Origin of the sequence: Paraburkholderia sp. SIMBA_054, from assembly GCF_046534875.1 — a bacterium.
In the GTDB taxonomy this organism is placed as follows: Bacteria; Pseudomonadota; Gammaproteobacteria; order Burkholderiales; family Burkholderiaceae; genus Paraburkholderia; species Paraburkholderia hospita.
This window is the reverse complement of sequence record NZ_JAWRXV010000004.1, coordinates 212,991-237,522: the sequence shown is the minus strand read 5'-3', so window position 1 is coordinate 237,522 and position 24,532 is coordinate 212,991. Positions and strand designations below refer to the sequence as shown.

The following is a 24,532-nucleotide window of genomic DNA, read 5'->3' as shown; positions in this document are numbered from 1 at the left end:
GTGGAGACGCGTTCACTGTAGCGGGCGGCGTCTCAACCCGATGCAAAAAAGGGCTACGTGGGCCATCAATTTTGTGTAAAGACGGCACGGTGGCGCGCGAGTGCTATTGGCTCTTCGGCGCGGTGGCGGTGGCTGCGGTGGCCGAGGCGAGCGCGTCGCGGACCGTTTGCGCGACACGTTCGACGAACGTCAGATCGATGCTCGACAGTGCCTCGCGTTCGCTGCCCGCTGTCTGAACCATCAGGCGATGCGTGACGTCCTGCGTGATCCACGTGAGCCAGCCGACGACGATCAGCATCACGCCGACCACGACACCCGCCGGCGACGCAAACATGCCGCCGACCACCAGGCCCACGGCACCGATCAGCGAAATCGCCCAAGGCACGAGTTTGTTCTTCTGCACGGTGACGACGCGCACGTCCTTGATCTCGCGCAAGGGAAAGACCTGGCCGGCCGCCGACAGCGCATTGCGCGTGACCGACACGCCGCGTTCGTTGAAAGGGGTATCCATCTTTACGGGTTCAAGCTGGGAGAAAGGGCGCAGGGTAACAGACTTCGTTTGCCTAATATTATGGGATTTTCGCAACCGTCGGCCCCTTACTGGACAAGGGCGCAGACTATCAGTGCCTAAAACTGCCGATAACGGGTTTTTTTGACTGAATTTTTTCACGTTTTTGTCTGACATTTATTATATCAGCGCCGAGTCAGCAATGAACGGCAAGTCAACAACGTTGCATGGGCTGGTTGAAAAGTGGCTGGCACCGGACCATGGGGCTCCCGCGCGTATCGTCAGATTGGCGCGTGACGAAGCGGGCCCTCACCGCTGCGTCCGGGTTGAGGTCTGCCGGCCGTCACGTACGTTGTCGATGTTGTTCTTCCGTCACGGCGACGGGTCGTGGCAGGTGTTTCCGCCTCAGAGGGCACGTCCCTGCATGAATGCGTGGTGACGTCTCGTGGCTCCCGACATCGGAAGCGAAGAATTAAGGGCGCCGCACTGAGTGTCTCTCTCCAGAATGCCGCGATCACATACGAAGAAACTCATGTATCACCAGACATGAGTTGTGATTGCATAGCGCTTTCGTTCCTATATTTTTCGTCTGAGTGGATCAGAAAAACGTATTGGTAGCGGCAACCGTCGACGCATAAGCTACCGACAGACAAACCAATTCAGACAGATCGAACACGCAGGCGGTGTCGCAAGGCACTCGGCAACCTTCGTGCGCATGAACTGCGCGTGACCTTCAAAGAGACAATCGAAGCACACGGACTTCGGAGCATGCTCCGTGGTCCGGGGGCTTCGTCGTCTCCACGATTTCGCATGTGATATCCGATGCATCGTCACGCGACGCATTTCGGTCTCTGTCTATACGTTTGCTGAACGCCGCCATAGAAGCGGCGATAAGGCAGTCGTGGGCTGGCAAGTTCTCAAGAACCGCAGATCAATTGACAGTGCCCGAATATTCTTATTGGTGAGGAGACGATGCAACATAATCCAGTCGCGCAGCATTCTGCACATTCCGGATCGCACACGGCCATTGAACGGAAGATATTTTTAAAGGTCACGCTTCGAATCATCCCAATTCTGATCCTCTGCTTCTTTATCAACTACATCGACCGCGCCAATCTTGGGGTTTTGTTCTCCCCCATTTCCAAAGAGCTTAACCTCAGTGCATCTGCGTTCGGGTTTGCAGCAGGCATCTTCTTCCTCGGCTATCTGGTCTTCGAAGTCCCGTCCAACATGGCAATTGTACGGTTCGGAGCGAGACTCTGGATCGCGCGAATCATGATCAGTTGGGGGATCGTCACATGCCTGCTCTCAGCGACGCATAGTGTGCCAATGCTCTATACGTTGCGCTTCCTGCTGGGTGTCGCCGAGGCGGGTTTCTTTCCGGGTGTGCTGTTCTATCTGACCTTCTGGTATCCGCGACATCTGCTTGGCCAGGCGTATCTGGCTCTCGAATTGAGTGTGCCCGTTTCGCTCGCGCTGGGCTCTGTCGTGACGGCAGGACTTCTTTTGATGGATGGTGTGGCAGGCATTGCCGGATGGCGCTGGGCATTCGCGCTGGAGGGGATACCCGCGGTGCTGATGGGCATCCTCGTGCTGTTTATTCTTCCCGACAACCCTAAACAGGCGAAATGGCTCACGCAGGAAGAGCGAGACTATCTGCTGTCGAAGACTTCGCCGGATCATGGAGATGGGAAAGCCGACCTGAAAGAACTCAAAGCCGTCGTGTTCGATTCCTTGACATGGCTTTATATTGGTCTTGAATTTTCCATCATCATCGGGTTCTGGGCGGTCACCTATTTCCTTCCGAAGATCATGCAGGAGCGATTTCACGTCAATCCTGTCGATGCTGGTCTGATTTCTTCTATTCCGTGGCTAGCGGCCGTATTCGGCATTGCGCTGGTAGCCTGGACGTCCCGCAAGACGGGGGACCGGAAATGGCATCTGCTGATCAGCCTGCTCCTGTCGGCTATCGGTCTGTGCATCACGGCAAAAGTCGATTCACCCGTCGTAGGCCTGGTCGGCCTTTGCATCAGTGCTGCGGGCGTGCAGGCGGCGGTGCCGTTGTTCTGGACCATCCCCGTGATGTCCTTCAGCGGTGCGCGCGCAGCCATCGCGATTGCCTTCATCAACTCGGTGGCGAGCACGGCGGGGCTGGTGGGACCCTGGATCCTCGGCATATCGCACGATCTGACCGGGACGAGTCGAACGGGACTTTATGTGATGTCCGCCTTCTTTCTCGTGTCCGCATTTCTTGCGTTTCGCGTCAGCCAGTCACGTTCGAAAGCGGATGCGGGACGGGGGGCGCTCGACATTTCGACTGCAGGTGCACCTCATCCGGGTGGCGTTCGGATTGAGTGACAAATACGCGACAGTGCAGCGCTGCTGCACTGTCAAGCCTGGATCACCTTCGAAGAGGTAACAGTGCAAAAGGATTCAGACGTATTGGTTCAAGACGACACAGAACGCGATTTTCCATTTCAACGGCGTGGTAATCCGCTCAACCCTCCACTCGAATACGCGCGTCTGCGCGCCGAGCAGCCGCTCGCCAAGGTCACGTTATGGGATGGCTCGACCGCATGGATTGCGACGCGCTGGGAAGATGTTCGTGTCATCCTCGGCAGCCCGCATTTCAGCGTCGACCCGTTCCATCCCGGCTATCCGTCGATCTCTCCGGCGCGCGCCGTGCAGGCGCGTTCGCGCCAGGCGTTCATCAATATGGACGACCCCAATCATGCACGGTTTCGCCGCATGCTGACGAAGGACTTCATGCAAAAAAGGATGAGCGACCTGCGTCCGATGGTGCGGAAACTCGTCGATGAACTGATCGACGGGATGGTTGAGCACGGGCCGCCCGTCGACTTCGTCAAGCATTTTTCGCAGCCGCTTCCGTCCATGGTTATTTCCGCGCTGCTTGGCGTGCCGTACGAAGATCACGCGACGCTCGGCACATGGAGCAACACCCGAAACGATCACACTGCATCGCCTGAGGTGGTCCAGCAGGCAGTGCGTAATATGGAAGCTCACCTCGGTCAGATCATCGCGCAAAAGGAAGCCGACCCTGGCGATGGCAGCGACATGCTGAGCCGCCTCGTCATCGAGCAGATTCGCCCCGGCAATGTGACGCGGGAAGAGGTGGTGCGGATTGCGTCGCTGTTGTATTCGGCGGGACACGGGACGACCAGCAGCCAGATCGGGCTTGGCACGCTGTCGCTATTGATGAACCCGGATCAGCGCGCTGAGCTTGAGGCTGATCCGTCGTTGCTGTCGAGTGCTGTCGAAGAGATGCTACGTTTTCATACCATTGCGCATTTCAACTCGGCTCGTGTGGCGACTGGGAACGTGATGATTGGCGGTCAGCAGATTCTCGCCGGAGAAGGGGTGTATCCCCTGATCTTCGCTGCAAACCGCGATCCAGCCGTATTCCCGAATCCCGATAGCTTCGATATTCATCGTAACCCGCAGGAACATGTAGCCTTTGCTTATGGTATTCACCAATGCCTCGGGCAACCGCTTGCGCGGCTTGAATTGCATACAGTATTTGGCATGCTGTTCAAACGTCTGCCCGAATTGAAGCTTGCCGTCCCTGTCGAAGCGCTCACGTTCAACAGCACTTCGCAAGTCTATCGGCTGGAAACGTTGCCCGTTACGTGGTGAGTACTTTCGCACCGGCGTGCCGGAGCACTTCCTGAAGGCGTTTCTGTGGAGTGGTGTGCGTGACAACAACTTCAATAACGAATGACACGACGGTTGCGGCGCGCAGCACGCCGCGCTTCTTGAACAAGATCGCATTGATTACAGGCGGTGCGTCCGGAATCGGCAAGGCGACTGCGGAATTGCTGGCGAGCGAAGGCGCATGTGTCGTAATCGCCGACCGTTGCCGCGAAGAGGGCAATGCGCTTGCGACTCGCCTCGGCCACGAGCGTCGGAAAGCGTTGTTCGTGGAAACCGATATCACTTCCCCGGCTTCCGTCGAATCAATGGTCGCGCGGACCATGAGTGAATACGGGCGGATCGACTGCGCGGTCAACAACGCCGGCGTGTCCGAAACGTCCATCGATCTGGTCGATGCTTCAAGTGAACAATGGGAGCGCCTGATATCGATCAATCTGCGTGGCGTCTGGCTATCGATGCAACACGAAATTAGCGCGATGCTGCCAGCCGGCCGCGGCGCGATCGTCAATGTCTCGTCGCGCACGGGACTGGTGGGCAAGCCGCGGCTTGCTATCTACACAGCCAGCAAGCACGGCGTGCTCGGACTGACCCGGTCGGCGGCCATCGACTACGCACCGTGTGGCATACGTATTAACGCGGTGTGCCCAGGCCTCGTGCAGACTCCTTTTGTCGAAAGCAAATTCGGAGAACGTCTGCCTGAGCTGGCCAGAACGATGAATCCGTTGGGCCGCATAGGCGAACCCAAAGAAGTCGCCGAATGCATTGCATGGTTGTGTTCTGACGCGGCCAGCTTTGTTGTCGGCGTGTCGTTGCCGGTAGACGGCGGTGCAGTGGCTTGATCGCGGCGCCGGTCATCGCTACGGCGCGGGAGCTCGATCGGCAGTCTGTTTATCGCTTCACTTCGCAGACAATGGGCGCGGCGCAGACCTGAACGAAAGCCACGCGATTGCGCTGGACAAAGCCAGGGTGGCGATCATCGATACGGCGGGATTATCCGGCCAGAGGCCTGCCGCAGCCGTGCAAAACGCGCCGTAGCCCATTTGCAAACTGCCGTAGAGTCCCGCCGCCGCACCCACCACCGACGCATCGACATCGAGCGCACCGCTGATCGCGAAAGGGCTGGACAGGCCAGTCGCGTAGAACATGACGATCATCGGCGCCATGACAGTCACGACCGTCCATTCGTGCGCCGCATACGCAACCACAAGACTCGCGGCCGCTGCCGCCATGATGAGACTCGACGAGATCAGCGCGGTGCGCGCAGGCACTTTGCCCGCAATCCGTTTCGCCGTGGTCTGCCCGCATGCGAGTCCGACCACCAGCACACCATATGCACAGCCAAACGCCGCTCCCGAGAGTCCGAAATGCGACTCGAGAATAAACGGGGAAGCGGAGAGGAACGCATAGATCCCCGTGCCCGCGCTTGCGCCGCCAAGAGTGTGCGAGACGAACGCAGGCGATCTGAGCAGGCGTGCATAGCCAGCCAGATAACGAGCCAACGTGTGATGACCCGAGACCGCGCGCGTTTCTGGAACCGTGAACCAGACGCACAGCAGGACGGTTGCGTTGACCGCGCTGAGTGCAAAGAAAATGGCTCTCCACCCAAGATGCTCGACCAGTAGCGCGCCGATCACGGGGGCGATGGCCGTTGCTGCCGCCATAGCGATGCTGAGCGAAGCAAGCCTGCGGATCAGCGTGATCGCACCGCTGACGTCGCGCGCAATGGCGCGGCCGAGCACGAGACCGGAACATCCACCGAACGCCTGGGCGACACGTGCAAATTCGAGCGCTTCGAGCGTCGGCGCAATGGCCGCGCCGAGACTGGCGAGTGTGAAAAGCACGAGGCCGGCCAGGAGCACGGGCCGTCGGCCGTATCGATCGGAAAGCGGGCCATACACCAGTTGTCCGATCGACAAACCGATCACATAGAGCGTGATGGTCGCGCCAATGGATGACGTCGAAGCGCCGAGATCATGCGCCGCCGATGGCAACGCAGGGATGAACACATGTAGCGGAAACGTGCCGCACAGCGTAATGCAGACCAGCATGAAGAAGGGTGGCGTCAGCAGGAGCGGCACAGCGGCGCGCGCCTCGATATCGGTTGCAGTAGCGTCCGCATGGCCGGTTTCGCTCACGCTTCGACTCCCTGCGCACGCATCGACCGGGATAGTGCGTCAAGGCTGGCAGTAAGACGCTCGACGGGCAATTCATCGAGTGACATGACCACGTCAGCGACGTCGCGCGCCGCGCGCCGAAGTTCGTCGCCGCCGTCGCCGTTGACATCGAGACCGACCATCACACCAAATTTCCGCGTGATCTGCTCGTCGGTGAATCGGGTCGCGCCCGTCCACGGATCGCCGATCGCGTTGTCGGCGGTCGCGCTGAAGATCGTCCCGCGCGCGTGAATGTCGACACCACCCGGCACGCCACGCCACTGGCCGCCCGTCATCCATTCGGCGATATTCGACGATGATGGTTCGGGCACAACGGTCACACGTTCGCGGAGCGCGGCGATGCGCGGATCATCCATCGTTGCGGCTGCGTACCAGCGCGGACCCGCTGGAATCGCGTGCGCCAGCGCGGCGAGCGCGTGCGCGTGGCTGAACTCGGCGCTCAGCAGATCGCGAGGATGCTGCTCACGAAAAATTGGCGTAAGGGCAAACGGATTGGCGCGTACCACTACACGTGTGATTTCATCTGGCCGCAGAGCATGCCGATCGAGCAATTGCGCAAACGCGGTCAACGGATGATGAATCCAGCGACAGCAGGGCCAAGGCTTATAGGTCGTATTGAGAATCTGCCATTCGGTGCCGAGCCCTGCCAGCAGTGCGTGGTCGTCATGGGTAGGTGACCCGTAGAACTTCCAGAACGCATTCTCGCCGTCGAGAATATCCTTGAAGCCCGTGCTGCCCAATCGCGCCAGCAGTGCGGACGAAACACCGATCTCCGCGCACCAGCCCGCGTCGGCGTACTTGTACATCGGCTGTTCGATGGATTCCGCCCACTTGCGCAACGTGGGTTGAGGCGAATTACTGCCGCCAATACCGAATGCGTGATTGGCCTGCCGACAGTCCAGACGCGCAATATGCGTTGACGCACCAATCGCGGCCCACGTAATGGTCGCCGCCGGGCCGCCCAGTTCATTCCAGCCGATCACCTTGCCGTTTTCGATCTGCATCGGCGCGCCCATCCAGCTGCCGATCCGCGCGCCGACGTCGAAGCCCACAGCGATTGCGCCGAGCAGGTCGCGGCCGCTACGCTTATCCAGTTCCGCCAACGCCAGTGCTGAGAACACGGTCGCGTTGCCGAAGTGCGTCGAAGTGGGAAAGGTGTCGTCGGCATCGAGCACATTGGCGAGGCGCGCGTTTGCGTAGGCGGCAGCCGTAGCCGAACTGCGCCGGTCTGATCCCACGACGGTCGCGTGGGGCGTTCCGCCGAGCATGCTCACGTATTCCAGCGCGATCTTGCCGCTTGTCGTTTCGATTGCACCGAGCGCACAGCCTATCGTGTCGAGCAGCAGGCGTTTGGCTTCGTGCACGACAGGTTGGGGCAGGTCTTCGAAACGCGTTTGAACGGCGAAATCTGCGAGTGTTTGCGTCAGTGTGGTCATGTCGGCAACTCCTGAAGGAGGCAGTGGTGCAAGCGGTTAAAGCGGTCGGCATGCGTTGCAATGGATGCCAGCCTCGCCCCTCACATGACGAGGCGAGGCTCTCGTTCAAGACCTTGAAGTCAAAGCGCAGCCTGCAGTTGCGGCAGCGCCTCAAACAGATCGCCGACGAGACCATAGTCCGCAACCTGGAAGATCGGCGCGTCCGCATCCTTGTTGATGGCGACGATCACCTTTGAGTCTTTCATTCCGGCCAGATGCTGAATCGCACCGGAAATACCGACCGCGATGTACAACTGCGGCGCGACGATCTTCCCGGTCTGTCCGACCTGCAGATCGTTCGGCGCGAAGCCGGCATCAACGGCCGCGCGCGACGCGCCCACGGCTGCGCCGAGCTTGTCGGCCAACGGGTAGAGCAGAGAGAACTGTTCGGCGCTTTGCATGCCGCGGCCACCGCTCACGACGATCGCAGCGGCATTCAGATCGGGGCGATCCGAGTTCGCCAACTTTTCGTCGACGAAAGCCGATGTGCCAGCATCCATCGCGAACTCGACGCATACGATGTCCGCGTTGCCAGCCGTTGCATCCACTGGCTCGAATGCAGTTGCACGCACGGTCGCGCACTTGACCGGTGCGGATGACTGCACGATCGCGAGTGCATTGCCCGCATAGATGGGACGCTTGAACGTGTCGCCGGAAAGAATAGCGACGACGTCTGAAACGGGATCTGTATCGAGCAGCGCCGCGATACGCGGCAACACGTTTTTGCCCTGTGAGTTTGAAGCGCAGAGAATGTGGCTGAAGCTCGCCGCTAGCGATACGACGAGCGGGGCAACATTCTCCGGCAATTGATGCAGATACGCTGCATGGTCGGCGACGAACACCGTCTTGACGTGCGCGATGCGGGCGGCATGCTGCGCGACCTCCTCCACCTGATGCCCCGCCACCAGCATCGTGATGTCGCCGCCAATCGCATGAGCGGCCGAGACTGTGTTCAATGTCGCCGCGCCGAGCGCGCCTTTCGCATGTTCTGCGATTACGAGAATGGCCATCAGATCACCTTTGCTTCCGTTTTCAACCTGTCGACCAGTTGCGCGACGGATTCCACCTTGACGCCCGCGCTGCGCTCCGCCGGAGGTTCGACACGCAGTGTTCTGAGCGTCGTGTCGATGGGCGTTCCGAGCGTGCTCGCCGCCAGCGTTTCGAATGGCTTCTTCTTCGCCTTCATGATATTGGGCAGCGTCGTGTAACGCGGCTCGTTGAGTCGCAGGTCGGCCGTCACGACGGCGGGCAACTTCAGCGAGACCGTTTGCAGGCCGCCGTCTACTTCCCGTGTAACCGTCACGCGTTGCGCCGTGACGTCGATGGCCGAAGCGAATGTGCCTTGCGGCCAGTCCATCAAGGCGGCGAGCATCTGGCCCGTCTGATTGTTGTCGCTGTCGATAGCCTGCTTGCCGAGCAGCACGAGTTGCGGTTGCTCGCGCTCGACAACCGCCTTCAGGAGCTTGGCGACGGCCAGCGCACCGGGTTTTTCTGCCGTTTCGACCAGAATCGCTCTGTCTGCGCCAATCGCCAGCGCTGTGCGTAATTGCTCGTGCGCGGCAGCGGGTCCGATGGAGATGGCCACGACTTCCGTCGCGATACCTTTTTCCTTCAGACGCACGGCCTCTTCGACGGCGATTTCGCAGAAGGGGTTGATCGACATTTTCACGTTGTCGAGTTCGACGCCGCTGCAGTCCGTTTTGACGCGCACCTTCACGTTGTGATCGACGACGCGTTTGACTGTAACCAATACCTTCATGCTGACGACCTCATTGCCTGAGTCCTTATCCGTGAGAGACAGAAACAAAGTTGAACACTTACCGTCGACGAATTCCAATCGCTTAATCCTGTCGAACGATCGAGAAAAAGTATCGGGTCGGGTGCGAGACGAAACGGTCAGTGTGTGAGTTGCGGTCCGCCCATTTCCACGAGCTCGGCTTCGCCCGTTTCGGCGTTGAAGCGTTCGAGCTCAGCGTGAGCAGCGGCTTCTCCGTGCAACAGCGAACGGCTGGCAAACAGCAGTGCACCGATGGATATGGGCAGCACGCCGATGGCGCAAAGAATTGCAAGCCGAAGGTCACCGGAAGCGTCGCTGACGAGTCCGACGAAATACGGACCGAGGCCAAGACCGAAAATGTTGGGTCCCAGCGAAAACGCGGCGAAGGCCGTGCCGCGCAGGCGCGGAATGACGAGGTCTTGTGTCGTCGCCTGAAGCGGACCAAACCACATCGGCACAAAGAACGTCGCGACGGCATATGCGCAATAGAACAGCGTGACGCTATGCGTGAGGTATTGCAGCACGCTCGCCGCGCTGAAGGCCGACGCGGTCACGCAGACGAAATATAGACGGCCAAAGGGGTGTTTGCGCTTGGCCCAGTCGCACAGATAACCACTTGCAGTGATTCCCGCGCCGCCCGCGATGATCGCGATCATGCCCAGATGCAGGCCCGCTTGCGCGGTAAGCCCGAGATTGCGGCTTGCGTAGACGAATACGAAGGCGTTGACGGCATTCATCGCAAACGCGAGAAATGCACCGGCGACAGTGACGGCCGCAAAGGTCCGTGATCCCGTGATGAGACGATGCGCGTAGGCGTCGCCGAGCCGCGTGGCCTGGTACCAGTTAGAGCAGACGTATAACGCGACGGCAATCGCAATCCACTGTACGAGGTTGCTGGTGACATCGAAGCCGCCGACCGTTGCGATCACGGCCTTGTGACCCGCGGAGAGCACCTGGTTGGTGCCCCATGTCGCCACGACCACCAACGCAACGGAACACAGCAGGTAGACGAAGTTACGCAGATATTCCCGGCGCGGCGCGCCGAGGGCCTGCAGACGCAGCCAGCTCCACGGCGGGACCATCGAGCCGAGATCGCGCAGTGCATGAGCGAACGGACGCGGGTCTTTCCTGGCCGGCACGGCATCGAGCCGGCCACGCACCGGCTCGCGAATCGTCAGCAGCACGATCAGCGCGAACAGCATGCCCGGTACGCCGACGCCAATGAACGACGCCTGCCATCCCGTGAGACCGAGTGGCGCGGTGCCGTGCACATAGGTGTGTTCCCAGGCCGATACGATCGAGCCACCTATCGCGAGCGATGCGCCGGCACCGACATACACGCCCACAGAATAGAGTGCGAGCACCGTACCGCGCCGTGCGCGTTCGAAGTAGTCGCCGAGCAGCGAAACGGCGGCAGGCGTAGCACTCGCTTCGCCGATGCCGACACCGATGCGTGCGGTGCCGAGTTGCACGAAGTTGCGCGACAGGCCGGAGAGGGCGGTCATCAGCGACCAGAATGAAAGACCGAGCGCGAGTGTGCGCACGCGGCTCCAGCCGTCAGCGAGACGGGCGAGGGGAATACCGAACACGCAGTAGAAGAGCGCGAAAGACGTGCCATACAGCAACCCGAGCTGCGCGTCGGAAATGCCCATGTCTCTCTTCAGATAGGGCGCGAGGATGGTCACGATCTGGCGATCAATGTAGCCGAATGCATAGATCAGCGTCAGGATGAACAGTACATACCAGCGATACCAGGGGCGTTCATGCGTCGTCATGGCGAGCCTTTGGAGAAGAGGCGCCGTCGGGAAGTGTCCACGGCGCACCGGCGAATCGACGGCCACGCGTCCGGACTTGCCGGCAGGCCGAGCTGCTGAAACATGTCGCGCGATGCGACTAATCGAAACGGCTGGCTGGCATGGGACTGTGTCTCCTGATCTTGTCTTTTATCGGGCGCCGGACTGTGTCGACCGGACGACTGTTTCACAGGATAGCCATGCACATTGGCTCGCCACCAATACGTTTTTCCGATCCAGTGAGAGGAAGAACCTTGTCTGCATGTCAGAGGGAAATCCTCTGAATTCCTTCACAAACAGTATTGGTCGAGGCCCGGGAGTGCTTGCTAGAGTGGCTTCACATCGAGGTGCCGCTGTCGGGAAGCGTAGCGGTGCGACGTAAGTTCATACGACACGTAGAGCATGATGGAGCATTCAGCTATGGCGCAAATAGACGCGATCGGGCGCACCCCGGTCGTCATTGTCGGAGCGGGGCCGATCGGTCTTTCCCTTGCGGGCGATCTCGGCTGGCGGGGTATTCCCTGTGTGCTGATCGAACGGAGCGACGGAACCGTCTTCCAGCCGAAGATGGACATGGTCGGCATCCGCACCATGGAGTTTTGCCGTCGTTGGGGAATCGTCGACGATGTCGAGAACGCGGGCTATAACCGCGACTATCCGCAGGACTACGCGTGGGTTTCGCAGCTTGCGGGCGGCTATGAATTCGGCCGCGAGCCCTTTCCGAGCGTACGCGACGAAGCGCGGCCGGAGCAAAGTCCGCAAAAGCGCGAACGCTGCCCGCAAAACTTCTTCGATCCCGTATTGACGCGCTTCGCCAGGAAGACAGGCAACGTTCAGGTTCGTTATTGCACTGAGTACGTGTCGCACGAAGAGCGCGATGACGGCGTCACCGTGACCGTGCGCGATCTCGCATCGGGAGCGGAAGAGACCATTGAATGCCAGTACGTCGTGGGCTGCGACGGCGGCGCGAGCCGCGTGAAGGAAAATCTGGGCATCCGCATGACGGGTACTCCTGCGCTGACCTACACGACGAACGCGATCATCGAGTGCAAAGGGCTCGAAGCGCTGCACGACAAAAAGCCGGGCTATCGCTACATCTTTATCGGGCCGGAAGGCACCTGGAGCACGGTGGTCGCGATCAACGGATGTGACTGGTGGCGCTTTTCTATCGTCGGCGATGGGACCATGCGCACGCTGTCCGAAGACGACGTGGCAGCCGCATTCCGCCGCGCGGTGGGCCGCGACGATTTCGAGTTCAGGATCATCTCGGTGATGCCGTGGATTCGCCGTCAACTCGTCGCCGACAACTATGGGACGGCACGCGTGAAGATCGCCGGCGACGCTGCGCACATCACCTCGCCGACGGGTGGCTTCGGCATGAACATGGGCATTCAGGATGCCGTGGATCTCGGCTGGAAGCTGCAGGCGATGGTCCAGGGTTGGGGTGGGGAACACCTGCTCGACACGTACGAACTCGAGCGCCGTCCGGTGGCGATCCGAAACGTCAACGAGGCGACCAGCAACCTGAAGTTGATGCTCACGCCGCGAGAAAACCTGAGTGCCGCTGTGTTCGAACCCGGCGAAGCAGGCGACGAGGCCCGCCGTATTTTCGGCGACGCCTACACCAGGATGATGAAGCGTGAGTGGTACACGATCGGCATTCATCTGGGCTTCCGCTACGAGGGTTCGTCGATCGTGTTACCCGACGGGACGCCCGAACCGGAGGACACCGTCAGCACTTATGTGCAGACTTCGCGTCCCGGTCATCGCGCCCCGCACGTATGGCTGGAACCTGGCCGCTCGACGCTCGATCTGTTCGGTCAGGCCTTCGTACTGCTTCGCTTTGACCGGTCGCTTACCGTCGACCTGCTGCGTGACGCCGCGGACCAGGCGGGCGTCCCGTTCAACGTGGTCGATATCGATAATGAGCCGGCGCGCGCGGCATACGAACGCGCACTTGTGCTCGTGCGGCCCGATGGACACGTGGCGTGGCGCGCCGACACGGCGCCGGAAGACCCTCAGGCGCTGATCGACGTGATTCGCGGCAAGTACCCCGTGAGGCCCGAGATGGTCGTGTCCGAAGAGGTGGCCACGCGATGAAACTCGTTACGTTCGACAAAGGCCGCATCGGCATCGTCGATGGCGAGCGCGTCATCGATGTCAGCGATCTGGCGGGCGCGGTGCCCGGGACGTGGCCGCCCGTCGGCATGGTGCGCCTGATTGCGGAGTGGGCGGAACGCGGCTCTACGTTGCTCGACGCGTTGGCGAATCGCGAAGGCAGGCCACTCGGCGAAGTGCGGCTCGAAACGCCTGTGCAATGGCCCAACAAGGTTATCGCGTTCCCCGCGAACTATCACGCGCACATCGACGAAATGAAGCACGGCAACGGCAGCAGCGTGATCTCGACGTACAAGGCGAGCGGTCAGGGCTTCTTCCTGAAGGCCAATTCGAGCCTGAGCGGTCCCGCCGACGACATCGTGTTGCCGCCTCTCGCGGGCCGTCAGATTCATCACGAATGCGAGCTGGGAATCATCGTTGGCAAGCGCGGACGCGGTGTGACGCGCGCTGAAAGCCACGACTACGTGTTCGGATTCACGTGTCTGCTCGACATGGTGGTGCGCGGCAAGGAAGAGCGTGTGATGCGCAAGTCGTTCGATACGTTCTGCCCGACGGGACCATGGATCACGACCGCCGACGAAATCGCCGACTTCGGCAACATCGAAATGCGTCTGCTGGTCAACGGCGAGGAGCGGCAATCCGCGTCGACACGCAATTTGATCGTCGACATTCCCGAAATGATCGCGATGTCTTCGGCCGTGATGACGCTTGAACCTGGCGACATCATCGCGAGCGGCACGCCAGCGGGTGTCGGTCCCGTCGGGGACGGCGACGTGCTGGAGATCGTGATCGACGGTGTCGGCTCGATGAAGCTGCGCGTGCGTCAAGGCGAGCTTGGCGATCACCCGGTATGGGACGAAGCGAAAGCCGGCCTTGCGGTGTGATGCGAACGCGCTTGCCGCCACGCGTTTCAATGTCGTCCGTGCTGGACGAAACGAATAGAGGACAGTGATGTCACAAACCGTCACGCAGGCGCCCACTGCGCCAGAAGGTTTCTTCGAGGACCTGCATGCGCGCGCATTGTCGCCGGGCTGGGCCAAGAAAGCGCCGCAGATGTGGCCAACGCCGCGTCCGCGTTTCGTACCGGCCGTGTGGCGTTATGCCGATGCGCGCGCCGCGCTGGATGCAGCCTGCGCGTTCGTCTCGCCCGAGCAGGCAGAGCGCCGCAACCTGATCATGGTCGATCCGATTGCCGACAACATCTATCCGACCTGCCGCAATCTGGTGGCCGCCTATCAGCTCGTGCTGCCGGGCGAGACAGCGCGTTCGCACCGTCATTCGCCCAACGCGCTGCGGCTCATCCTCGACGCGGGAGAGCGCACCTTCACGATCGTCAATGGCGTGCGCATCGATGTGGCGCCCGGCGACGTGGTGCTCACGCCTTCGTGGCATTGGCACGGCCACAGCAACTTCGGCGACGAGCCCGCTTTCTGGATCGATTTCCTCGACGTGCCGTTCGTACAGAACCTCGAGTGCATGTTTTTCGAGGATTACCCGCAACGCAACGAGCCTGTGACGGGACACGAGCCGGATTCGCCGATGCGCCACAAGCGCGCCGACCTGGAGCGCGGCGCGCTGGAACAGGGAACCTTCGACCTCGACACCGGCTGCCTGAAGACCATCGGCGTGCAGTCGATCGGACTGACGCAGGGCGCGCAGCACGAACAGCGTCCGCGCATCGACAACAGCATTTACACCGTCTTGAGCGGCAATGTGCGCATGACGGTCGAACAACTCGGCACTGTCGAACTGACGCGCGGAGACGTCATTGTCATTCCTTGCTGGCACGCATTCAGCATCGAAAGCCTGTCCAAACAGTCGCAGTTGATTCGCGTGAGCGACGAGCCGGCGATGCGCGCACTCGGCTTTCGCGACGTGACCATGCTCTGACGTGATGCATACGAGGAGAACGATGTGAAGTTCAGCGAAGAACAGGAGATGCTGCGGGAAATGGTCCGCAGGGTCGCCGATGAACAGGTGCGACCTCTCGTCGCCACGATGGAAGAGACGCGCGACTTTCCGCACACCCTGGTCGAGGTGTTCGGCGATCTTGGTCTCCTGCAGATGTGGGTGCCGGAAGAGTACGGCGGCCCGGGCGGCGACCTGACGTCCGTGTGTATCGCAAAGGAAGAAATCGGCAAGGTGTCGCTCGCTGCGTCGACGCTGTGCGCAAACAACTCGATTGGACTCATCTTGCCGCTGTTGCATTTCGGCACTGATGCGCAGAAGGCGCGCTATTTGCCCGAAGCCGCGAAAGGCCGGACCATTTCTGCCGTTGCGATCACGGAACCCGAGGCGGGCTCGGACGTCTCCGCGATCCGCACGACGGCGCGCCGTGACGGCGGCTCGTACGTGATCGAAGGGCAGAAGAGCTGGATCACGTGGGCCGCGCAAGCGCACTACATGCTCGTGTTCGCGCGCACGTCGGAAGGGCGCGGGCACGACGGCATCAGCGTGTTCCTCGTCGACACGAAAACGCCTGGTCTCAAGGTCGGCCGCAAGGAAGTGAAGATGGGACGGCATGGTTCGCCTAGCTATCAGGTGTTCTTCGAGAGCATGCGCGTGGACGCCGATTGTCTGCTCGGCGAGGAAGGCAACGGCTTCAAGGCCTGCATGAAGATTCTCGATCTGAACCGGCCTTCCGTCGCGGCGTCGTCGCTTGGACTGGCGCAGGCGGCACTCGATGAATCAGTGCGCTACGCGAAGGACCGCCGTCAGTTCGGCAAGCGGATCGGCGATTTTCAGGCTATCCAGTTCAAGCTTGCCGACATGGCGATGAAAATCGAGGCCGCCCGCACGCTGCTCTACACGAGCACACAGGAAATCGACGCGGGTGACACCCGCCGGCTCACGCTGCTTTCGTCGATGGCGAAGTGCTACGTCACCGACGTCGCGATGGAAGCAGCGCTCGAAGCTGTCCAGGTGCATGGCTCATACGGTTACTCGACCGAGTATCCCGTCGAGCGCTTCATGCGCGACGCGAAGCTGAACCAGATTCTCGAAGGCACTAACGAAATCCACCGGCTGATCATTGCCCGGCAGTTGCTCGGCAAATGATGCGATACCCCTACATTGACGATCAAGGACACTGACATGACGACGAGTATTCATCCGGCGCTGGGTGAAGCGGCACGGGCCTTTCTTTCCCGCGAACATCAGCTGTTGATCGATGGCCGTATGGTCGCGTCGGATAGCGGCAAGCGCACCGACGTCGTCGATCCCGCGACGGGTGAAGTGATCGCCACGGTTGCCGAGGCGAGCGCGACCGACGTCGATCGTGCAGTCGAGGCGGCGCGTCGCGCGCTGGAGGGTTCGTGGCGAAAGGTCACGCCGTCCGGGCGCACGCGGATGATGCTGCGCTTTGCCGACCTGATCGAAGCCAACGGCGACGAACTCGCGCAACTGGAATGCATCAACAGCGGCAAGCCCTTGCCGTTCTGCCGTAACGGCGACGTGGCCGGGATCGTCGAGATGCTGCGCTACATGGCGGGCTGGACGACGAAGATGGGCGGCCAGACACCGAACGTCTCGCTCGCGGGCGAATGGCATGCTTATACGCTTCGTGAACCGGTGGGCGTTGTAGGGCAGATCATCCCCTGGAATTTTCCGCTCAACATGGCGATGTGGAAGATTGCGCCTGCGCTCGCAGCAGGTTGTGTCGTCGTGCTCAAGCCGTCGGAGCAGACGCCGTTGACGGCGTTGCGGCTCGGCGAACTCGCGCTGGAAGCGGGCATTCCGCCGGGCGTGCTGAACATTGTGACAGGCTTTGGCAATCCCGTCGGTTCGGCTATTGCTGCGCATCCGGATGTCGACAAGGTGGCGTTCACTGGCTCCGGCGAAACGGGGCGGCGCATCCTGCAGGCAGCGAGCGGCAACCTCAAACGCGTGTCGCTGGAACTCGGCGGCAAGTCGCCTGTGATCGTGTTTCCCGATGCGAATCTCGAAGCCGCCGCCGCAGGTGTGTGTTCATCGATCTTCTTTCATGCGGGGCAGATCTGCGCGGCGGGGTCGCGGCTCTATGTCCACGAGCGCGCATTCGAGCCGATGCTGGAACTGATCGCAAAGCGCGCCAACAGCATGAAGATGGGTCACGGTCTCGACGTTGGAACGGAGATGGGCCCGGTGATCTCACGACGCCAGCTGGACCGCGTCGCGGGTTACATCCATAGCGGGCAGGAAGAGGGCGCGACGCTCTACACGGGCGGCGGGTCGTCGGGCGAACGTGGCTTCTTTGTGCAACCGACCGTACTGACGGGCGTAAAACCCGGCATGAAGGTGCACGACGAAGAAATCTTCGGACCGGTGCTCTGCGCGATGTCATTCGACGATGACGATCTGGACGGGATCGCTTCTACCGCAAACGCATCCACCTACGGTCTCGCGGCCAGCATCTGGACCAAAGACATCGGGCGCGCGCACAAGATGGCGCGCCGCATGCAGGCGGGCATTGTCAACGTCAACGCGCTGTCGTCGCCCGACGCGAGCTTGCCTTATGGCGGCTATAAACAGTCAGGCTGGGGCCGCGAGCGCGGCTTCGAGGCGATCGAGCTTTACACCGAAGTCAAAGCGGTGGCGATCAACCTGAACAACTGACCAACCCGCAGGGTTGCGAACAGACATGCGCCCACTCGCACGGGTGCGGAGGAGAAACGTATGACAGGCAGCATCGATTACGTCGCAAAGGACGGCCGGGCCTACATCACGATCAATCGCCCGGAAAAGAAGAACGCGATGACGGGCGCCATGCTCGATCAGCTGATGGATGGTTATGACCGCGCCGAAGCCGACGACGACGTCCGCGTTGTCGTGTTACGCAGCGCGGGAGATGACTTCAGCACGGGGCACGATCTCGCCGAAGTCGGCACCGAGTACGGGGAGACCACCTACGACGACAAAGGCCGTCCGCGCAAACCGAGTCAACGCGCGCGGCTGCTGCACGACAAGCGCTATATCGAACGCTTCGAGCGCATTTTCCGTTTTCTGAAGCCTACCTTGACGCTGGTGAAGGGTTATTGCCTCGGCGCCGGCCTGTATCTCGCGGAAGGCTCGGATCTCGTGATTGCGGCCGATACGGCGAAGATGGGTCACCCGGAACAGAAGCTCGGGCTGTCCGGCGCGGCTTATTTTGCGGCGTGGGAAATCATGGCGCTGGGGCCGCGCAAGGCGCGCGAACTGCTGCTGATGGCCGACGTGTGGGATGCGCAGACCTGTCTGGCCAACGGTCTGATCAACAAGGTCGTGCCGCTGGCGGCCCTCGAAGATGCGGGTGAGGAATGGGCCGAACGCATCGTGCGTCTGCCGCGTGATGGCATCGTGGTCGGCAAGGCGGCGACCAATCTCGCGATGGATTCGCTCGGCATCGCCAGCCAGTTCTCTTATGGTCACGTGCTACACGCACTTGCCACGAACGTGCGCTACGAGTCCGATGAATACAACTTCATGAAGCAGCGCCGCGACAAGGGCGTGCGTGCGTCGAATCACGAGCGCGAAGCGTTCTACACGGCAAAGGAAAAGGCATGAAAGCGGCGCTGCAGGGCCTGAAAGTGCTTGACTTCACGCAGATGATGACGGGGCCGTTCGCGACGATGATGCTCGGCGACTGCGGCGCCGATGTGATCAAGGTCGAACAACCCGAGGGCGATCCGTTTCGACGCTCCGGCGAGACCACGCTCAACGGCGATGGTGCGTTCTTCCTGGGCGTGAATCGCAACAAGCGTGGGATCGTGCTCGATCTGAAGACGGAGGCGGGACAGGCCGCTGCGCGCGCGCTGGCCGCCGAAGCCGATGTGTTGGTCGAAAATTTCCGGCCGGGTTTTACCGACCGTGTAGGCATTGGATATGAAGCACTGCGGGAGATCAATCCACGGCTCGTGTACTGCTCGATTTCGGGCTTCGGCCGCACGGGACCGGACAAGAACCGTCCCGCACTCGACATGATCATTCAGGCGATCTCCGGGGTGATGCAGGTCACGGGCACGGAAGAATCCGGTCCGCTGAAGACAGGCTTTCCGTTTTCCGATCTCGTGACGGCCCTGCTGGCCGCGATCGGCATCCTCACCGCGTTGCAGGCAAGGGAACGCACGGGCGAAGGTCAACGTGTCGATCTGTCGATGCTAGACGCCAGCATTTTCAGTCAGGTGCCGCGCGACGTGTATTTCGACCTGACATCGAAAACGCCGTCGCGCATGGGCAACCAGCACTGGGACATCGTGCCGAACAACACTTACGCGACCTCCGATGGCCGCGAAATCATGATCATCACGATCAACGACAAGTTCTGGCATGTGCTGTGCGATGCGCTCGATGCCCCCCAACTGAAGACCGACGCGCGTTTCGCCACGAAGGCCGCGCGGCTCGCGAACCGGGATCTCGTCAACGAAACACTGGCGACGATCTTCGCAACCCGCGATCTCGACACGTGGGAACGGGCGCTGTCGGCGTCTGGCGCGATCTACGGCGCGGTGCGCACCTGGCCCGAAGTGTTCAACGATCCGCACGTCGTGGACAACCTGTTGAAGACCTTGCCGCATCCCAAAGGCGGTCACTTCAAGATCATCAACAATCCGCTGAACTTCTCGGGCACGCCGACGCAGATACACCGTTCGCCGCCCATGCTCGGCGAACACAACGACGAAGTGCTCGGGCAGCGCGGCGGCGCCTGGCCTGCCATGGGCGCGTGAGACGTCATGACGGACAGCAAGGAGGGCATCGTGGAGCAGACCTGCATCATCATCGGCGCGAGCCATGCAGCGGCGCAACTGGCGCCGAGTCTGCGGAAGGAGGGCTGGGAAGGGCGCATCGTCGTGATCGGCGACGAGCCACACTTGCCCTATCACCGTCCGCCGCTGTCGAAAGCGTATCTGCTCGGTGAAAAGAACAGCAACGATCTGCTGATCCGTACGGCGGACGCCTATAGCCGGTTCAACATCGAGTTTCGCCTCGGCGAGCGTGTCGCGTCCATCGATCGTGACCGCAAATGCGTGACATTGCAGGATGGTTCGGCGCTTCCGTACCACAAGCTCGCACTGTGTACAGGCACGCGCGTGCGGACGGTCGCGTTGGCTGGCGGGCAATTGCCCGATGTCCACTATTTGCGCGGCATCGCGGACATCGATCGCATCCGTCAGCACGTCAGACCCGGTGAACACGCGGCGATTGTCGGCGGCGGCTATATCGGGCTCGAGACGGCCGCCGTGCTCAAACGACTTGGGATGCGCGTGACGGTGCTCGAGATGGCGCCGCGCGTGCTCGCGCGAGTCACCGCACCAGAAGTGTCAGGTTTTTTCGAGCGTGTGCATCGCGAAGAGGGCGTCGATATCCGCACGGGTGTCACGGTCGAGCGATTCGAGGGCGACGGTTGTGTCGAACGCATCGTGCTGCGCGACGGAGTAGTGTTGCCGGCCAGTCTGGTGGTGGTCGGCGTGGGCGTGCTGCCGAACGTCGAGCTTGCGGAGCAGGCCGGTCTCACTGTCGACAACGGCATCGTGGTCGATGCATGCGCGAGGACGACGGATGTGGACATCGTCGCAGCGGGCGATTGCACGATGCACCCGTCGCCCTACTACGGCCGCATCCGTCTCGAATCGGTGCCCAATGCGATGGAGCAGGCGAAGGCCGCAGCCGCCGCGCTGTGCGGCAAAGACAAGCCGTATCACGCGTTGCCCTGGTTCTGGTCCGACCAATACGACATCAAGCTGCAGATCGCCGGCCTCAATGTGGGCTACGACCAGGTCATCGTGCGCGGTCAGCGCGACACGGGTCGCAGTTTCACCGCGTTCTATCTGAAGGGCGGCAAGCTCGTGGCGGCGGATTGCATCAACCGCGCGCAGGAATTCATGCTCAGCAAGCGTTTGATCGCCGAAGGCATTGCGGTCGATGCAATGCAGTTGTCCGACGAGAAGTTTTCGTTGAAGTCGCTGTTCGACACGGCGCAGCAGTAGTCCGATTGTTTCAGCCAGAGAGAGGTGCGCAATGCCAGTCGTCAAATATATGCAAGTGAGCGGCGAAATCACGGAAGTCGATGTGCCGCTTGGCAGTTCCGTCATGCAGGGTGCTGTCGACAACATGATTGCGGGCATCGTCGCCGAATGCGGCGGCGCGTGCAGTTGCGCGACCTGCGAAGTCTATGTCGACGACGCATGGATAAGTGCTGTCGGAGGGGCGTGCGATATCGAGCGGGAGATGCTGGAAGGTCTCGGCGAGCCGCGCAGCAACAGCCGCCTGAGTTGCCAGATCGAGATCACGCCGGAGCTGGACGGTCTCGTCGTAGCGATTCCCGGCTGACGGGAGGGTGCATGGCGCTCACTGTGAGCGAACTGCTGTCGCTGCTGCGGGTGCGCGAGGAACGCCGCCATGTGTTTGCAGGATGGTCGCCCGTTGATGGCGTGCGCCGCATTTACGGCGGACAGTTGCTCGCCCAGTCGATCATGGCGATGGGGCAGACGGTGCGCGAGCCGCATCGTCTGCACTCGATGCAAGGCTATTTCGTGCATCCTGGCGACGTGGCGAAGAAGATCCGCTTCGACGTGCATCCGGTGCGGGAAGGCCGCAACTTCAGCACCCGCCATGTTTTCGTCACACAGGACGGGCAGGCGGTGTTCATCGGCGCGGCCTCGTTTCAGACGCCCGAAGGCGACCACGAGCGTCTGCCGCCGATGCCGGTCGTGCCTCCGCCGGAGCAGATGCAGGCGGAAGCGGATTTCTTCGCGCGTGAAGCGCACCTGCTGGAGAGACGGCGCTCGCATGTGTCGTTGATCATGCAGCTTTTCGAGCGGCGCAGCGAGATGTGGCGACCGTGGCTCGATCCCGGCGTGAGGCCGCCCGTCAATGGGCTGTGGTGCAGGCTGCGCGAACCATGTGGTGACGATCCGTTGTTGTGCCATGCCGTCCTCGCCTATGCGAGCGACCTCGACCTGATGACCACGGCGATGCGTCCGCGCGGCTATGGCCAGATGGACCGTCGCGCGCGCTCCGCGAGTCTCGATCATGCCATGTGGTTCCACGCGCCCGTCAGACCCGACCGCTGGTTCTACTACGACATGACGGGGGCATGTGCGATGAACAATCGCGGGCTGGGTGCGGGCGCGTTGTATCAGGACGGACGGCTGGTCGGCACGGCGATGCAGGAAGGGTTGATGCGGGTCAGTGAGGATGAAAGTCTTGCGTGACGGCGTCGCGCAACCTATGGATTAGCCGGGGCGAGCGAGACGATGGGGCAGTGGGACGACAAGTTCGAACGGGCCGAACGCAGATGGGCCGAATGGACGATGCACGAGTACGCGCAGACGGATCGCGTGATCGGGCGCATTCTCGAAGACAAGGCACGGCGTCATCCGCGACACGAGGTGTTCCGCTTTCGTGATCGGACCGTCAGCTTTGAAGAGTTGAACGCGCTGTCGAATCGCGCTGCGAACGGATTTCGCGCGCTTGGCATCGGGGCTGACGACAAGGTTGCGCTGATGTTGTCGAACCGGGTCGAGTTTCTGTTCGCGTGGTTCGGTCTGAACAGGATCGGCGCGGTGTGCGTGCCGATCAACATCGCGTTGAAGGGGGATGGCCTTGCGTATCAGATCGACCACGCCGATTGCATCGCGCTGGTCGCCGAGCCTGCCTACGCGGAGCCGCTTGGCGCCATAGCGGACCGGCTGCCGAAGCTGCGGCACGCAATCGTCGTTGATGGACGGACGTCGCCTCGTCTTGCCGGTTGGCCTGGACGCGAGGCGTTGCATTTCGATGAACTGATGTCGCGCGCGGAAACATCGCCGGGTGTGTCGGTCGACTTCCGGCAGTTGTCCACGATCTCGTACACATCGGGGACGACGGGGCGCTCGAAGGGCGTGCTGATCAGCCATCACTACTGGTACGAAATCTGGGCGCAGGCGGTGAAGTACGCGCGCTATACGGACGAAGACGTGTTGTACACCGGCTTGCCGTTCTTCCACACCAGCGCCCACGGCACGACAGGACCTGCGCTGCTAGCCGGTGCACAGGCCGTGTTCGTCGAACGCTTTTCCGCGAGCCGCATGCTCGACGATTGCCGGCGCTGGAACTGCACGTCGGCGAAATTCATCGGCGGCATGCTGTCGATCCTGATGAAGCAGACACCCTCACCACGCGATGCCGACAATCCACTACGCCTGATGGTCGGGGCGGCTGCTCCGCCGCATGTGTGGCATGCATTCGAACAGCGCTTCAGTACGCGTCTGCTCGAACTCTACGGCATGACCGAGTGCAGCAGCTGTCTGGTCAATCCGTACGAGGACCGTCGTGCGGGCGCATGCGGAAAGGCGATCACGGGCTACGACGTGAGGCTCGTCGACGATCTCGATAACGAAGTCAGCTGCGGTCAGACGGGCGAACTGGTCGTTCGACCGCAACGTCCATATCTGGGCACGACAGGCTACTACAAGGATCCCGACGCGACGCTCGACCTCTTCCGCAATCTGTGGATTCACACGGGCGACCTCGCGAAGCAGGACGACGACGGCTATTTCCACTACGTCGACAGAAAGAAACAGGCGTTGCGCCGGCGCGGTGAAAACATTTCGTCGTTCGAAGTCGAGGCTGTGATCAACGCGCATCCGGCCGTGCTCGAATCGTGCGTGGTGGGCGTGCCGTCGGAACTCGGCGAAGACGACGTCAAGGCCGTGATCGTGCTCAGGAGCGGCGGGCGACTGACAGAAGTCGAACTGATCCTCTGGTGTGAGCCGCGTCTCGCCTACTTCGCAATTCCGCGTTACGTTGCTTTTCGCGACTGCTTGCCGAAGACGCCGAGCGAACGCGTCGAGAAGTATCGGTTGCGCACTGAAGGGGTTACGGCCGATTGCTGGGACAGGGAAAGGGCGGGCATCGTCATTAGCCGCTAACCCGCGTCATACCGGCGCGGCAACGATAGGAATTCGGTCTCACGATCTCGCAAAACAGTATTGGACCCGCATCGTCTGTCGGGCGAATCTTGAGCCTGACGCCGCTCGACAGAGAGCGTGCAAGAAGCGGATGCAGTTCCAGACCATATC

At 61.3% G+C, this 24,532-nt stretch carries 20 protein-coding genes; 14 read left to right on the top strand and 6 right to left on the bottom strand.

The window, feature by feature from the left end; genetic code table 11:
* Positions 1-103: 103 nt before the first annotated feature.
* Positions 104-511, bottom strand: coding sequence for a DUF6232 family protein (locus SB822_RS07075; RefSeq protein WP_007581140.1), 408 nt, complete (start codon positions 509-511; stop codon positions 104-106).
* A gap of 969 nt (positions 512-1,480) precedes the next feature.
* Here SB822_RS07075 and SB822_RS07070 point away from each other — a divergent pair.
* The 3 genes from SB822_RS07070 (at position 1,481) to SB822_RS07060 (ending at position 5,019) form a co-directional block, all read left to right on the top strand.
* Positions 1,481-2,866: an MFS transporter gene (locus SB822_RS07070; RefSeq protein WP_410854399.1), complete on the top strand. Its 1,386-nt coding sequence runs from the start codon at positions 1,481-1,483 to the stop codon at positions 2,864-2,866.
* Positions 2,867-2,950: 84 nt separating this feature from the next.
* Positions 2,951-4,162 carry a cytochrome P450 gene (locus SB822_RS07065; RefSeq protein ID WP_410854398.1) on the top strand — a complete coding sequence of 404 codons (1,212 nt, stop codon included), beginning with the start codon at positions 2,951-2,953 and terminating at the stop codon, positions 4,160-4,162.
* 119 nt (positions 4,163-4,281) lie between these two features.
* Entirely contained in the window at positions 4,282-5,019 is a 738-nt protein-coding gene (locus SB822_RS07060) for a glucose 1-dehydrogenase (protein ID WP_410854397.1), read from the top strand.
* A 57-nt stretch (positions 5,020-5,076) separates the two neighbouring features.
* Here the strand turns inward: SB822_RS07060 and SB822_RS07055 are convergent, their stop codons facing one another.
* The 5 genes from SB822_RS07055 to SB822_RS07035 all read right to left on the bottom strand — a co-directional run bounded on the left by SB822_RS07055 (position 5,077) and on the right by SB822_RS07035 (position 11,381).
* Positions 5,077-6,315, bottom strand: coding sequence for a multidrug effflux MFS transporter (locus SB822_RS07055; RefSeq protein WP_410854396.1), 1,239 nt, complete (start codon positions 6,313-6,315; stop codon positions 5,077-5,079).
* Positions 6,312-7,790 (bottom strand): MmgE/PrpD family protein, encoded by a 1,479-nt coding sequence (locus tag SB822_RS07050; protein ID WP_410854395.1) that lies wholly within the window; start codon positions 7,788-7,790, stop codon positions 6,312-6,314. The genes SB822_RS07055 and SB822_RS07050 overlap by 4 nt, the downstream gene beginning before the upstream one ends.
* Before the next feature lie 119 nt (positions 7,791-7,909).
* The gene (locus SB822_RS07045) at positions 7,910-8,839 is read right to left on the bottom strand and encodes an electron transfer flavoprotein subunit alpha/FixB family protein (protein ID WP_114221861.1); all 930 of its coding nucleotides are present in this window, start codon (positions 8,837-8,839) and stop codon (positions 7,910-7,912) included.
* Complete coding sequence (locus SB822_RS07040; RefSeq protein ID WP_410854394.1) at positions 8,839-9,588, bottom strand: electron transfer flavoprotein subunit beta/FixA family protein; 750 nt, start codon at positions 9,586-9,588, stop codon at positions 8,839-8,841. Before SB822_RS07040 ends, SB822_RS07045 begins: the two co-directional genes overlap by 1 nt.
* Before the next feature lie 137 nt (positions 9,589-9,725).
* On the bottom strand, positions 9,726-11,381 hold the full coding sequence (locus SB822_RS07035) for an MFS transporter (protein ID WP_410854393.1): 1,656 nt from the start codon (positions 11,379-11,381) through the stop codon (positions 9,726-9,728).
* A gap of 438 nt (positions 11,382-11,819) precedes the next feature.
* On the opposite strand from SB822_RS07035, the gene SB822_RS07030 reads away from it, so the two are divergent.
* The 11 genes from SB822_RS07030 to SB822_RS06980 all read left to right on the top strand — a co-directional run bounded on the left by SB822_RS07030 (position 11,820) and on the right by SB822_RS06980 (position 24,382).
* On the top strand, positions 11,820-13,499 hold the full coding sequence (locus tag SB822_RS07030; RefSeq protein WP_410854392.1) for an FAD-dependent oxidoreductase: 1,680 nt from the start codon (positions 11,820-11,822) through the stop codon (positions 13,497-13,499).
* Positions 13,496-14,401 (top strand): fumarylacetoacetate hydrolase family protein, encoded by a 906-nt coding sequence (locus SB822_RS07025; RefSeq protein ID WP_410854391.1) that lies wholly within the window; start codon positions 13,496-13,498, stop codon positions 14,399-14,401. Before SB822_RS07030 ends, SB822_RS07025 begins: the two co-directional genes overlap by 4 nt.
* A 67-nt stretch (positions 14,402-14,468) precedes the next feature.
* Positions 14,469-15,407, top strand: a complete 939-nt coding sequence (locus tag SB822_RS07020) for a cupin domain-containing protein (RefSeq protein WP_410854390.1) — start codon at positions 14,469-14,471, stop codon at positions 15,405-15,407.
* Positions 15,408-15,431: 24 nt separating this feature from the next.
* Positions 15,432-16,574, top strand: coding sequence for an acyl-CoA dehydrogenase family protein (locus SB822_RS07015; protein ID WP_410854389.1), 1,143 nt, complete (start codon positions 15,432-15,434; stop codon positions 16,572-16,574).
* Between the two features lie 36 nt (positions 16,575-16,610).
* Positions 16,611-18,110, top strand: a complete 1,500-nt coding sequence (locus SB822_RS07010) for an aldehyde dehydrogenase family protein (protein ID WP_007735717.1) — start codon at positions 16,611-16,613, stop codon at positions 18,108-18,110.
* Positions 18,111-18,170: 60 nt separating this feature from the next.
* The gene (locus SB822_RS07005; protein WP_410854388.1) at positions 18,171-19,037 is read left to right on the top strand and encodes an enoyl-CoA hydratase-related protein; all 867 of its coding nucleotides are present in this window, start codon (positions 18,171-18,173) and stop codon (positions 19,035-19,037) included.
* Positions 19,034-20,197 (top strand): CaiB/BaiF CoA transferase family protein, encoded by a 1,164-nt coding sequence (locus SB822_RS07000; RefSeq protein WP_007735721.1) that lies wholly within the window; start codon positions 19,034-19,036, stop codon positions 20,195-20,197. The genes SB822_RS07005 and SB822_RS07000 overlap by 4 nt, the downstream gene beginning before the upstream one ends.
* 6 nt (positions 20,198-20,203) lie before the next feature.
* On the top strand, positions 20,204-21,457 hold the full coding sequence (locus tag SB822_RS06995; protein ID WP_410854387.1) for an NAD(P)/FAD-dependent oxidoreductase: 1,254 nt from the start codon (positions 20,204-20,206) through the stop codon (positions 21,455-21,457).
* A 31-nt stretch (positions 21,458-21,488) separates the two neighbouring features.
* Positions 21,489-21,800, top strand: a complete 312-nt coding sequence (locus SB822_RS06990; RefSeq protein ID WP_410854386.1) for a 2Fe-2S iron-sulfur cluster-binding protein — start codon at positions 21,489-21,491, stop codon at positions 21,798-21,800.
* An 11-nt stretch (positions 21,801-21,811) separates the two neighbouring features.
* Positions 21,812-22,684, top strand: a complete 873-nt coding sequence (locus SB822_RS06985; RefSeq protein ID WP_410854385.1) for an acyl-CoA thioesterase — start codon at positions 21,812-21,814, stop codon at positions 22,682-22,684.
* Positions 22,685-22,726: 42 nt separating this feature from the next.
* Positions 22,727-24,382 carry an AMP-binding protein gene (locus tag SB822_RS06980; protein ID WP_410854384.1) on the top strand — a complete coding sequence of 552 codons (1,656 nt, stop codon included), beginning with the start codon at positions 22,727-22,729 and terminating at the stop codon, positions 24,380-24,382.
* The last annotated feature ends 150 nt before the right edge of the window (positions 24,383-24,532 follow it).

Bases quoted from the DNA above. Each gene is read 5' to 3' on its own strand.
- SB822_RS07070 (WP_410854399.1), top strand. From the start codon at position 1,481: ATGCAACATAATCCAGTCGCGCAGCATTCTGCACATTCCGGATCGCAC.
- SB822_RS07045 (WP_114221861.1), bottom strand. From the start codon at position 8,839: ATGGCCATTCTCGTAATCGCAGAACATGCGAAAGGCGCGCTCGGCGCG.
- SB822_RS07035 (WP_410854393.1), bottom strand. From the start codon at position 11,381: ATGACGACGCATGAACGCCCCTGGTATCGCTGGTATGTACTGTTCATC.
- SB822_RS07030 (WP_410854392.1), top strand. From the start codon at position 11,820: ATGGCGCAAATAGACGCGATCGGGCGCACCCCGGTCGTCATTGTCGGA.
- SB822_RS07005 (WP_410854388.1), top strand. From the start codon at position 18,171: ATGACAGGCAGCATCGATTACGTCGCAAAGGACGGCCGGGCCTACATC.
- SB822_RS06980 (WP_410854384.1), top strand. From the start codon at position 22,727: ATGGGGCAGTGGGACGACAAGTTCGAACGGGCCGAACGCAGATGGGCC.
- SB822_RS06990 (WP_410854386.1), top strand. From the start codon at position 21,489: ATGCCAGTCGTCAAATATATGCAAGTGAGCGGCGAAATCACGGAAGTC.
- SB822_RS07000 (WP_007735721.1), top strand. From the start codon at position 19,034: ATGAAAGCGGCGCTGCAGGGCCTGAAAGTGCTTGACTTCACGCAGATG.
- SB822_RS07025 (WP_410854391.1), top strand. From the start codon at position 13,496: ATGAAACTCGTTACGTTCGACAAAGGCCGCATCGGCATCGTCGATGGC.
- SB822_RS07075 (WP_007581140.1), bottom strand. From the start codon at position 511: ATGGATACCCCTTTCAACGAACGCGGCGTGTCGGTCACGCGCAATGCG.
- SB822_RS06985 (WP_410854385.1), top strand. From the start codon at position 21,812: ATGGCGCTCACTGTGAGCGAACTGCTGTCGCTGCTGCGGGTGCGCGAG.
- SB822_RS07010 (WP_007735717.1), top strand. From the start codon at position 16,611: ATGACGACGAGTATTCATCCGGCGCTGGGTGAAGCGGCACGGGCCTTT.
- SB822_RS06995 (WP_410854387.1), top strand. From the start codon at position 20,204: ATGACGGACAGCAAGGAGGGCATCGTGGAGCAGACCTGCATCATCATC.
- SB822_RS07040 (WP_410854394.1), bottom strand. From the start codon at position 9,588: ATGAAGGTATTGGTTACAGTCAAACGCGTCGTCGATCACAACGTGAAG.
- SB822_RS07050 (WP_410854395.1), bottom strand. From the start codon at position 7,790: ATGACCACACTGACGCAAACACTCGCAGATTTCGCCGTTCAAACGCGT.
- SB822_RS07020 (WP_410854390.1), top strand. From the start codon at position 14,469: ATGTCACAAACCGTCACGCAGGCGCCCACTGCGCCAGAAGGTTTCTTC.